Annotated in this window: 9 protein-coding genes and 5 pseudogenes; 3 read left to right on the top strand and 11 right to left on the bottom strand. The window is 67.4% G+C overall.

The window, feature by feature from the left end; all coding sequences use genetic code 11:
- Positions 1-90 precede the first annotated feature (90 nt).
- Both ACFYPS_RS36370 and ACFYPS_RS36365 read right to left on the bottom strand, forming a co-directional pair.
- Positions 91-414 carry a transposase family protein gene (locus ACFYPS_RS36370; RefSeq protein ID WP_387330981.1) on the bottom strand — a complete coding sequence of 108 codons (324 nt, stop codon included), beginning with the start codon at positions 412-414 and terminating at the stop codon, positions 91-93.
- Positions 415-488: 74 nt separating this feature from the next.
- Positions 489-1,070, bottom strand: a complete 582-nt coding sequence (locus ACFYPS_RS36365) for a hypothetical protein (RefSeq protein ID WP_387330978.1) — start codon at positions 1,068-1,070, stop codon at positions 489-491.
- 150 nt (positions 1,071-1,220) lie between these two features.
- On the opposite strand from ACFYPS_RS36365, the gene ACFYPS_RS36360 reads away from it, so the two are divergent.
- Positions 1,221-1,736 carry a transposase gene (locus ACFYPS_RS36360; RefSeq protein WP_354968822.1) on the top strand — a complete coding sequence of 172 codons (516 nt, stop codon included), beginning with the start codon at positions 1,221-1,223 and terminating at the stop codon, positions 1,734-1,736.
- Here the strand turns inward: ACFYPS_RS36360 and ACFYPS_RS36355 are convergent.
- The 3 genes and pseudogenes from ACFYPS_RS36355 to ACFYPS_RS36345 all read right to left on the bottom strand — a co-directional run bounded on the left by ACFYPS_RS36355 (position 1,708) and on the right by ACFYPS_RS36345 (position 2,874).
- A complete protein-coding gene (locus ACFYPS_RS36355) occupies positions 1,708-1,917 on the bottom strand; it encodes a transposase (protein ID WP_387330975.1) in 210 nt (69 codons plus the stop codon). The two genes, ACFYPS_RS36360 and ACFYPS_RS36355, sit on opposite strands and share 29 nt — an antisense overlap.
- A 63-nt stretch (positions 1,918-1,980) precedes the next feature.
- Positions 1,981-2,601: pseudogene (locus ACFYPS_RS36350) on the bottom strand (PhzF family phenazine biosynthesis protein); the annotation flags it as partial.
- A gap of 69 nt (positions 2,602-2,670) precedes the next feature.
- The gene (locus ACFYPS_RS36345) at positions 2,671-2,874 is read right to left on the bottom strand and encodes a hypothetical protein (protein ID WP_387330972.1); all 204 of its coding nucleotides are present in this window, start codon (positions 2,872-2,874) and stop codon (positions 2,671-2,673) included.
- 118 nt (positions 2,875-2,992) lie between these two features.
- Here ACFYPS_RS36345 and ACFYPS_RS36340 point away from each other — a divergent pair, with 118 nt between their 5' ends.
- Complete coding sequence (locus tag ACFYPS_RS36340) at positions 2,993-4,159, top strand: NAD(P)H-dependent flavin oxidoreductase (RefSeq protein ID WP_387330969.1); 1,167 nt, start codon at positions 2,993-2,995, stop codon at positions 4,157-4,159.
- 120 nt (positions 4,160-4,279) lie between these two features.
- Here the strand turns inward: ACFYPS_RS36340 and ACFYPS_RS36335 are convergent.
- The 6 genes and pseudogenes from ACFYPS_RS36335 to ACFYPS_RS36310 all read right to left on the bottom strand — a co-directional run.
- Positions 4,280-4,564 (bottom strand): annotated as a pseudogene (locus ACFYPS_RS36335) (IS3 family transposase); the annotation flags it as partial.
- Between the two features lie 7 nt (positions 4,565-4,571).
- Positions 4,572-4,763 (bottom strand): annotated as a pseudogene (locus tag ACFYPS_RS36330) (transposase); the annotation flags it as partial.
- A 14-nt stretch (positions 4,764-4,777) separates the two neighbouring features.
- Positions 4,778-5,857, bottom strand: coding sequence for an IS110 family transposase (locus tag ACFYPS_RS36325; RefSeq protein ID WP_387330966.1), 1,080 nt, complete (start codon positions 5,855-5,857; stop codon positions 4,778-4,780).
- A 253-nt stretch (positions 5,858-6,110) separates the two neighbouring features.
- Positions 6,111-7,130 (bottom strand): annotated as a pseudogene (locus ACFYPS_RS36320) (IS30 family transposase); the annotation flags it as partial.
- Between the two features lie 169 nt (positions 7,131-7,299).
- A pseudogene (locus ACFYPS_RS36315) lies at positions 7,300-8,242 on the bottom strand (IS3 family transposase); the annotation flags it as partial.
- A gap of 274 nt (positions 8,243-8,516) precedes the next feature.
- Positions 8,517-8,675 carry a hypothetical protein gene (locus tag ACFYPS_RS36310; protein WP_387330963.1) on the bottom strand — a complete coding sequence of 53 codons (159 nt, stop codon included), beginning with the start codon at positions 8,673-8,675 and terminating at the stop codon, positions 8,517-8,519.
- A 35-nt stretch (positions 8,676-8,710) separates the two neighbouring features.
- On the opposite strand from ACFYPS_RS36310, the gene ACFYPS_RS36305 reads away from it, so the two are divergent.
- The gene (locus tag ACFYPS_RS36305) at positions 8,711-9,490 is read left to right on the top strand and encodes an MOSC domain-containing protein (protein WP_387330960.1); all 780 of its coding nucleotides are present in this window, start codon (positions 8,711-8,713) and stop codon (positions 9,488-9,490) included.
- Positions 9,491-10,223 lie beyond the last annotated feature (733 nt).

The raw sequence follows: 10,223 nt of genomic DNA, 5'->3' as shown, positions 1-10,223 counted from the left end.
GCGATCACAGAGCGTAGACAACTCGATGATCACTGACTCCGTGCCCGTTTCGCTACTCTGCATCCCCGCCGTCACCTACTGGCGGACGCTCTAAGCGAAGACATCCGCCAGGGTGCGCAGCCGCAGCTCGGGACGACCGGGAACAGCGAACCCCCGCGCGGCGAGCAGAGGTCGAATCTCATGGACGGCCCGGGTGATCGTGGAGCGGTCCACCTTGTAGAACAGGGCCACGGCCGCGTGTGGGAGCTGGAAACGCAGGATGACCAGGGTGGCAATCACCCGATCGGTAAACACCAGCTCGTGGTCTGGCCCCGCACCGGGCGCCCGCAGCCGGTCACGACCACAGCGCTCACGCAGCCGGCTCTCCTGCTGCGCCAGCCAGGCACCAGCCAGCTCCTCAATGAGCCTGCCCAACCGGCGACGCGGCAGGCCAGTACAGATCCGGTGCGACAACACCCCACGAGCCGACCCCGATGACATAACCATGATCATCCATCGCCACCGCCCGGCCATTCGCCCGCCGAGTCGCCGGCCGTCGTTCCCGGCATGGCAAGGGCGGCGATGAAGGGCTCGCGAACGCTCGGGTCGCAGTGGGCCTCCTCCAAAGCACGTTTGTCCGCGTCGGGATCGAAACCAGCCGCATAGTCGGTTCCTCGCCCACACGCCACCGGCATCGAGCCGGCTCCGTCCCAGCCTGGGCCGGACGGAAACGTGACGTCGATGACGACGCGGTCCCCGTTCAGCTCGATGGTCAGGTACCGGTGCACGTCCCACAAGCCTTCCGGGGGCACCGCGGCGGCCGCGATCGGGCCGAATCTGCGGGCAGCGTCTTCGGGCGTGCATCGATAGACGCGATGGACCAGCTGCGGTTCCGTATGCGGCCAGTGTTCGGCCAGGACGGCCGCCAACAGCGCGTGCTTCGTCGAGCAGGTGCCCCGCCACTCGGCGAGCGCCCCTTGAGCGCTCCGCTCCACCGGACGCCCGTATGGCATCGAGCGCACCGCTTCCACGACTTCCGCAACAGAGGCGTCCTCCGAGAGGCCCGCCCGCGCTACCAGCGATTTCCACATGGGGCCATTGTCGACCCACCACCAAATCGCAACGCAGCCAACCCAAGCAAGCCGCTCACTCGAGGGTGCAGGGCCTGTCAGAAACTTTGTGGTTGATCTTGGTGTGGTCCGTTAGGTCGGGTAGGAAGCCCGGCCAGAGGGGATCACGTCATGTCTACGAATCATGGTGCTGAGCAGCCGGAAGGCGAGCGGGGTTCGTCTGTGGACTCGGTGGCGGAGCAGCGGATCGCTGAGCAGTTGCTGGAGCAGGCGCGGGTCGACGGGGTGAGGCTGGTTGGGCCGGGCGGGTTGCTGGCCGGTGTGACTCGTCGGATCCTGGAGACGGCGCTGGAAGCGGAGATGTCGGAGCATCTGGGCTACGACAAGGGCGACCCGGCGGGTCGCGGTGCCCGTAACGCCCGCAATGGCCATTCAGTAAAGACGGTCCACACGGATCTAGGGCCGGTCGGGTTGAAGATCCCGCGTGACCGTCAGGGTGAGTTCGAGCCGCAGGTCATCCGGAAGCATTCGCGGCGGGTCGCCGGGTTCAACGAGATGATCCTGTCGTTGTATGTCAAGGGTTTGACCACCGGAGAAATCCAGTCGCATCTGGCCGAGGTCTACGGCGCCGACGTGTCCCGGGAGTTGATTAGCAAGGTCACCGATGCGGTTGTCGAGGATCGCTGACGTTCAGGGCGGGCTCATCGCCCGCGTGTTCACACCGGTACGCGGCCACCCAGTTGCCGAGCGTGCCGTCTCCGATACCGAGTTCACGAGCGATCGCTGAGATCGGCCGCGACCCCTCGATCACCATCTTCACTGCTTCTTCCCGGAACTGCGGGGAGAAATTCCTCTTCGCGCGTGGCACCTGTTTTCCTCTCCAGATCAACCAATTCTACTTGGTTGGCCTGTCCGGAAAACCCATGGCAGCTCAGTTGGCGTTGACGACATCCTCGCCGACTCCGATCGCTGGTGCGAACATGCGCGCGGCCGCTGTGTCGCGGGTCGGGGAGAGCGTGTAGACGAAGCAGCCGAGATAGCCGAGACGACGGCATTCGGCTGCGAGTCGACGTAGGTCGGGCCGCATCGAGAGCAGGGTCGGCAGCGTTCTGACCGGCACGAGAAGCCGTGGTGTTCCCGGTGAGGCGACACACGGAGCGTCGTCGGCGGCCATGTCGTTCGATCTGACGCCGAGGGCGACGAGGAGGCTGTCGAGCCCTGCGGCAGTGCAGCCCTGAAGCTCCAACGTGCCCTGGTCGAACCAGACCTCGATGCCGTTATCGCGCTGGATCGCGGTTGTGTCGAAGGTGCGGCCACCGGTCCGCTGACGTGCGCGATGTTCCCTGGTCCGGCGACGGTGCAACAGGACCTCCTGGGCGGCGATGGTGCCGTGCCCGCAGTTGGTGAGCTCACCATGTGCGGTGAAGAACCGCACGGTGGGCGTGGTTCCCGCCTCGGCGTCAACGAACGCCGCGTGCGAGGTGCCGGCGCGCCGGACGATCGCGCGCCGAGTGCTGTCGCTGATCGCGATGTCATCGATCAGCACGGCCGTAGGGCTGCCACCTTCCCCGCGGGCGAGTGCAGGGGTCGACGATCGTCGCGTCGCGTCCGTACCTCCCGGTCATGTCGGGGCTTCCGCCTCGGTAGCCAGGCCGCCGTCGGCGAGAGCGCGGGCCCAGTCGTCCGACCACCGGACAAGGGGGCGCAAGGCTCGGTAGGCGCCCTGCCCAAGCTGGGTGAGGGGATAGGCGGCGCCCGGTTCCTGCTTGACGATGCATGCCTCGATCAGCTCGGTCAGCCGCTGCCGCGGGACGCTGGACGACATGTTGTCGCAGTGTTGCAGCAGCGCGCGGAAACCGAGCGAGCCGCGCTGCTACTCCCAGACGATGTGCAGGCTCCGTCGACGTCCGAAAAGGTCGAGTGCCGCCATCAAGGGGCGCCCGGTGCTCGACCCGCGAACCGGCCTTCCCGGCCTCGGCGTCGCCATGGAAATCTCGCCCCGCTTCTCCGGGCGCTTCTCTTTCCGATACAGTACCTCCCGGCCGGTGATTCGGTTTCCGAAGCGCAGGAAGGGTCAGGCATACATGACGTCCAAGTTGCGTACCGCATTGTGCGAGCGGCTGGGCATCGACGTACCGGTGGTGCAGGCGCCGATAGGATCCGCGGCGGCGCCCGAACTGGCTGCGGCGGTGGCCGAAGCCGGTGGGCTCGGCATGCTGGCGTCGACCTGGCAGAGCCCCGAACGCGCGCGCCTCGGCATCCGCAACGTTCGGCAGCGGACTACGCGGCCGTTCGGGGTGAATCTGGTGTTGGACTTTCCCGTGATCGACACGCTGGCGGTGTGCCTGGACGAGGCCGTACCGATCATCTCCACCTTCTGGGGTGACCCAGAACCCGTCAGTCAGCGGATCCGTGACGCCGGTGCGCTGCACATGCACACCGTCGGCAGCGTGCGGGAGGCTGTGCGCGCCGCCGAATGCGGCGTCGATGTCATCGTGGCGCAGGGCTGGGAGGCCGGCGGCCACGTTCGCGGCACGACCACCACCATGGTTCTGGTGCCGGCCGTTGTCGACACGGTGGGCCCCATTCCGGTCATGGGCGCCGGCGGCATCAGCGACGGCCGCGGCCTCGCCGCCGTCCTGGCCTTGGGCGCGCAGGGCGCATGGCTGGGCACCCGTTTCCTCGCGACCACCGAGGCTTCCACTCACCAGCTGTATCGGCAACGGCTCGTCGCCGCCACCGCCGAGGACACCGTCCATACCCGCTGCTTCGACGGAGGATGGCCCGACGCCGCGCACCGCGCATTGCGGAATCCAACCCTGCAACGGTGGGAACTAGCCGGTTCACTCCCAGCGCCAGGGCGCCCGGACGAAGGCGACGTCGTAGCCTTCGACAGCGCAGGCCAGGCCCATTACCGGTACGAGGATCTGATCCCCCTACCCGGCATGACCGGCGACCTGGCGGACATGGCCCTCTACGCCGGCCAATCGGTTGAGCTCGTCCGGGAAGTCCGACCAGCAGCCCGGCTCATCCACGAACTCACGGCGCAGACTGTGAACGTCATCGAGCAGATGCGCCGCACGACTCAAACGGCAGACGGGGCTGCGTAACCATGACTTCCCTCGCTCGCATCAGCGGAGACCCCGACCGCGGCACTGCCGTACTGTTCGACGTCGACGGCGTACTGGTGGGACTGCCCCGGGTCTGGTTGACTCGCGGGGTTGAGTGGTTCAGGCCGCGTGTGCGGGCCTGGTGATTGTCTCAAACTCGATCGGTGTGAGCTTGCCGAGGCGTCGTTGCCGTCGGCGGCGGTGGTAGGTTCGTTCGATCCAGGTCACCATCGCCAAGCGCAGCTAGTGGCGGGTCTGCCAGCGTTGCCGGTCTAGGACGTTGCGTTGCAGCAGGGCGAAGAACGATTCCATCGCGGCGTTGTCGCCGCAGGCGGCGACGCGGCCCATCGAGCCGGTCAAGCCGTTGCGCCGCAACGCTTTGACGAACTTTTTCGACCGGAACTGCCCGGGTTCAAGGGGTCGTCGCAACACCGCTTGTTTGGATTGATAGTAGGTGATCGTTGAGGGCTTCTGCGGGAGTTCGCCATCCGAGTGTCTTGCGAGGGCGGCTGTTGAGCGCGTGAGCGACGGCCGTCAGGTCGTCGACGCTGTGTCTACTAAGGTCAGTTCCCTTCGGGAAGTAGTGGCGCAGCAGCCCGTTGGACGCTCCTATGTTTGTCAAGCGCCGTGCGCGAGGTTGATGGAGGGTGTCGGCTGGCGGGTCGCGGCTTGGATGCGGCGGTAGAGCCGGCGGGCAAGAATGCGTTTGAGGCTGCGACGGACGTCGCGGTGGGTTTTGCCCTGGACGGTGCGGTTGGCTTCGTAGTCGCGTGACTCTTGGTGGCAGCGTAGGCGGGTGATCGCGATCGTATGGAGGGCGCGGTTGAGGTCACGGTCCCCGCCGCGGCTGAGCCGGTGGCGGGTGCGTTGCCCGCTGCTGGCCTCCAGAGGGGCGGCGCCGGCGAGGGTGGCGAACGCGGCCTCGCTGCGGACCCGGCCGCGGTGCGACCAGCTCACCAGCAGCTGGGCGGCGGCGACCGGACCGACGCCGGGCTCGGCGAGCAGGACCGGGCCCGCGGGGTGGCTCTTGACGAGGGCGAGCAACTCGGGGTCGAGCTCGGCGGTCTGGGCGAGTAGGAACCGGATCCGGGCGGTGATCGACTGCAGGGTCAGAATCGTGATCCGGTGCTCGACGCTCGCGCCGGTAGGGCTGCGGAGCTGTTCGACGCGGCCCAGTTGCTTGATCAGTGAAAGCCCTCGCAACTGTGCGCGTAGATGCTCGGGCGCGACCACGATCAGACTCTTGAGTTCGTTGATCGCTTTGGTTCGGCTGACCAGGACCGCCTGCCGGGTAACGAGAATCTGACGCAGCGCTTCACGCAGGCCCCGTTCACGGGGCGCGGCTTGGTCTTCCTGGGCCAATGCGGTTCGAGCGGCCTGGACTGCGTCGATACGGTCGTTCTTCGCGCCGCGGGATCGCTTTCCACCGGTGATCTCCACGATGTCTTCGCCTGCCTCGGCCAAGACCATGACCAGTCCGGCGGCGAAGCTGCCAGTGCCCTCCAGCGCCCAGACCCGACGGCCGGGCGCGTGTTCGCGGGCCCAGGCCAAGAGCCGCAGATAGCCGAGTCCATCCGCTCGGTCGGCGAGGTGGCCACGGACCCCGCCGGTGACCGTGTCGAGGATGGCCAGGTCGATCGTGTCGCGGTCGGGGTCACCACCGATGACGAAGTCGTAGTGCTCTGCCAGCATTACCATCCGGTTGTCCTTCCCGAGGGCGAGCGCGGTCGACGCCGACCTGGGAGAGGTCACCTGTCGCGGCAGCACTGTGAGGAGTCACGCCTGCGGGCGGACAAGCTCCTGATCAAGCCAAGACGAGTGGGTCAGGCCGGTGTCGGCTGCTCGAGGGACGGGTCCAACGCAAGGCACACCTGCCGGTGGCCAGTGTTCTCGAGAGTCACCTCATGCAGCCGGCACCAGCCTGCCGGTCTGTCTGACCCTCCCGGGCCACCAACAGACTCACAGTGTTCTCGTTCGTGCCTCGCTGCCACGGGCTGTGGGGATCGCAGAAGAAGATCGGAATGCCCGTGTCGACGCGTAGCTGGGCGTGCTGGGCCATCTCCGCGCCTTGGTCCCAGGTCAGCGACCGGCGCAACTGCTTGGGCAGCGTGGTGATCGTGGTGGCGATCGCGTCGCGGACTGCTTCGGCGCCATGCCCGGCAAGCGGCGGGCCGTTCTTGACCGGTGGGCCCTGGCCGTGGCCGTCCATCCGGGGCAGATGCAGCAGCATCGTGAACCGGGTGGTGCGCTCGACCAGCGTCCCGATCGCGGAGCTGTCCAAGCCGATGATGAGATCGCCTTCCCAGTGTCCGGGCACGGCCCGGTCCTCGGCCTCGGCAGGCCGCGCGCTGATCATCACTTCTTCGGTGACGAACTTCTTCCCGCGTCCGCGGGTCCTGGCCCGGGGCACCCGCAGCGCACGACCGGTGCGCAGATAGGCCGTCAACTCGCGGCGCAGCGCGCCGCGGCCCTGGATGTACAGGGCCTGGTAGATGGCCTCGTGCGAGATCCGCATCGTCTCGTCCTCGGGGAAGTCGACCGGGAGCCGGTTGGCGATCTGCTCCGGACTCCATGACGTCGCCCAGCGCCGGTCCTGACGACGCCCGTGACGACGCCCGATCCAGCGGACATGCGGTCCTTCAACCCCGCTGCCGTCCGGAGCGCAGACCGTGCCAGCCAGCCGCTCCTGCACATATTGCCGCAGCCGGTCATTCGCGGCGAGCTTGCCCACCTTGGGCCGGCTCGCTTGGCGGTCGGCGTGCCACTGCGCGACCGAGGCCCGGTAGTCCAACCGGCCGCCACGGGTGGCCGCGTTGCGCCGCAGCTCCCGCGAAATCGTCGCCGGGGACCGCCCCAGATGGCGGGCGATCTCCCGCACTCCGCGCTCCTGGGCACGCAGCACGGCGATCTCCTCCCGCTCGGCGAACGACAGGTAGCGGCCAGACGACGGGTCCAGGCTGATCGACGGCATACCGCCACCCTCGCGGAACCACCGCGGCCCCAACGGCATTGACACACCGCACGCGACGGCGGCGTCCTCGCTCGACAGCCCCTCGGCGATCAGCCGCCAGAACCGTTGCCGTTCCTCACGCCGATTGACCGGAGGCCGGCCAGGTGACCGAAGCGGCGGCCGACCAGCCAGAATCGCCGCACGCGCCCTTCCTTGCGCCACAACATCCTCCTGCACGATCGAGGTGTTGCGACGACCAGTTGAATCCGCCCTGGCTACCTCTGTCGGAGTGCACCACGGTGCCGGCCGGGTCCCGTAGTCGGATTGCGTTGTGCAGCGCCGAGACGGCCAGGGAGGCCTTCATGCGGGTGCCGATGGAGTAGCCGACGATCCGGCCGGAGTACATGTCCTTGATCGCGCAGAGGTAGAGCTTGCCCTCAGCGGTGGGGTGTTCGGTGATGTCGGTCAGCCACAGCCGGTTCGGGGCGTCGGCGGTGAAGCGACGTCGGACCAGGTCGTCGTGCACCGGCGGCCCAGCCCGCCGGGTGAGGCCCTTGCGCTTGGCGAACACTGACCAGATGCGCTGCTGTGAGCACAGCCGGGCCACCCTGTTCGGGCCGGCGGTGATGCCGTGGGCGGGTAGTTCGTCGGCGATGAACCGGTACCCGAACGCCGGATCATCGGCGTGGATGTCCAGGGCGGTGTTGATCAGGTGCGCGTCGTCCCAGTCCCGCTGCGAGACCGGATTAGCGCGCCACGCGTAGTAGGCCTGCTTGCTGAACCCCAACACCCGGCAGGTCACCGCGACGGGGATCCCGTCCGCGGCCAGGTCACCGACCAGCGGGTACATCATTTGGGGAGATCTCCTTGGCGAAGTACGCCGCGGCCCGACGCAGGATCTCGTTCTCCTGCTCCAGGACCTTGTTACGCCTTCGCAACTCGCGCAGCTCCGCTGACTCGGAACTGGTGGTCCCGGGCCGCACGCCGTCCTGGACGTCGGCGAGCTTGAGCCAGCGGTGCAGACACGCCTCGGAGATCCCGAAGTCCTTCGCGATCTGAGCGATCGGGGCCTCGCCCTTGCGGGCTACCGCGACGACATCACGGCGGAACTCCAGGGGAAACGCTTTCGGCATGACAGACATCCTTCCAGCGAGGAACACGTCCTCACAGGTCAGGAGTCAACCGAACCGGGGGCAGTCCCCTTCCTCGGTACTGGTCCTGTCCGGTTTCTTCTCGGCGACGCGGACCAAAGCGCCACCGCCCAGGCGCTTGAGTCGGTGACGGCCGCGCTACGCCCGTACGAGAAAGCCGATGGCGTGCAACTGCGGGGCTCTTTCTGGCTGGTCAGCGCCGCCCGACCATAGAGGCTCAGGCGAGCCGGCCCGCCTGCTCGGCATCGCATGAAGCTCACCACGTGACCGCGCTGGATGTTGACAGCGCCCTCTGGTCGAGCACACCTAAATCTGCCTCGGTAGCGGGACGTACCAGATGCGCTGTATGGTGGCGCAGGCCGAGCGTCGAGAGGCGCTGCGACGGACTCAGTCCGCCACGCTCGACCTCGGTCATGGGGAAAAGGGTGCCTCTGATCCAGGAGGTGGCCGGTGGCTGCACACCATCAGATGTCACAGCGTGACCGCGCCGAGGGCGGCGGGCAGGTGGGCCGGGTCGCCGCGCTGTGGCGCTACCCGGTCAAGTCGATGGGCGCTGAGGCCCTGCACGAGGTCGACGTGTCCTGGAAAGGCCTGGCCGGCGATCGCCGCTGGGCCTTCATTCGCGACGGCATGGTCCGCAGCGGCTTTCCCTGGCTCACAATCCGGGAACGCCCGGATATGAGCGCCTACCACCCATCGTTCGTCGAGCCGGACCGGCCCGATGCGTCCGGCGTGCTGGTGCGTACACCGTCCGGCGATGAGTTCGACGTCGTGGATCCGGTGCTGGCCGGGCAGCTGGGCGAGGGGGTACGCGTCATCAAGCAGGATCGCGGGGTCTTCGACGCCATGCCGCTGTCTGTCATATCGACCCAGGCCTGCGCCAGCATCGGGGCGTTGGTTGGCGCTGAACTGGATGTCCTGCGTTTTCGACCCAACCTGCTGATCGACACACTCGGCGAGGAGGCCTTTCCCGAGGAAGCGTGGGTCGGCCATATGCTGCGCGTCGGCGGCATGCGAATGCGGGTCGATCAGCGCGACAAGCGATGCGTCATGGTGAACATCGAGCCTGGGACAACGCGGCGTAATCGGGCGATCCTGCGGGCGATCGCCCGCGAGCGCCAGGTCTGCCTCGGGGTTTACGGCTCGACGGTCGAGCCGGGCCGTGTTGCCGTCGGCGACCCGGTGTGGCTTGACGACCGATATGGTCCAGAAAGAACTGCCGGGCGATAAGCCCTCCACACTGGACTGATCGGCAGGTTTCATCCTGGTAGTCAGATCGCGACGCCCTGGCGTTCTAGTCGATGCGTGGGGCTTTCCGATCTGGTCCGACTCCGCTGCCCCAGCGCGCGATTACCAATGCAGCCGGACACCACCCGCAAGCCCAACCGTCGTCCCGGGAGCTGGCGGCCGCCGTTGCGCGCGAACGGACTGGACCGTGAAGGGTGCAACCTCATGGATCGGGTGTTTGGGTGAGGTAATTGTCATCGGGCGTTCAGCGTAGCTGGGTGCGGTTGTGGCTGGGCACGGCGTCCGAAACGCCGGGCCCGGTCAGATCGGCCGGGCCTGTCTGTTCGACGTTGGTAGAGCTGGCTTTCGCCGGACTGGGTAGCAAGCGTCGAGGCACGTCGTTGGGAAATGCCGGGCCAGGGCGGGGAGGATGAGCGGCTTGGGCAAGGCCCCGGCAAAGTCGTTAGGTGATGCCGAGTAGGGCCAGTGGTCGGTTGCTGTCGCGGGCGTGGTGTTCGGTTGGCGGCGGCGATGTTGGTGACCCCGGTCAGGCGTAGTGCGCTGATGGCGGCGTTGCGGAGGGCTGCCATGACTTGGGGTCCGGTGCTGGTGCGGATCTGGGATCGGTCTTCGTCGTAGGTTGTCAAGCCCCGGGTTTGATGGAGAGTTGGTTAGCTGGTTTTCAGGGCTGCGGTGACCGGCTGGGTCATCGCGTGTAGGGCCTCGTGTTCGGCGG

It is taken from the genome of Micromonospora sp. NPDC005087 (genome assembly GCF_042872965.1).
Lineage (GTDB): Bacteria > Actinomycetota > Actinomycetes > Mycobacteriales > Micromonosporaceae > Micromonospora.
This window is presented reverse-complemented; position numbering and strand designations above follow the sequence as displayed.

Bases quoted from the DNA above. Each gene is read 5' to 3' on its own strand.
- ACFYPS_RS36345 (WP_387330972.1), bottom strand. From the start codon at position 2,874: ATGTCGTCCAGCGTCCCGCGGCAGCGGCTGACCGAGCTGATCGAGGCA.
- ACFYPS_RS36360 (WP_354968822.1), top strand. From the start codon at position 1,221: ATGTCTACGAATCATGGTGCTGAGCAGCCGGAAGGCGAGCGGGGTTCG.
- ACFYPS_RS36365 (WP_387330978.1), bottom strand. From the start codon at position 1,070: ATGTGGAAATCGCTGGTAGCGCGGGCGGGCCTCTCGGAGGACGCCTCT.
- ACFYPS_RS36325 (WP_387330966.1), bottom strand. From the start codon at position 5,857: ATGGTAATGCTGGCAGAGCACTACGACTTCGTCATCGGTGGTGACCCC.
- ACFYPS_RS36310 (WP_387330963.1), bottom strand. From the start codon at position 8,675: ATGACCGAGGTCGAGCGTGGCGGACTGAGTCCGTCGCAGCGCCTCTCG.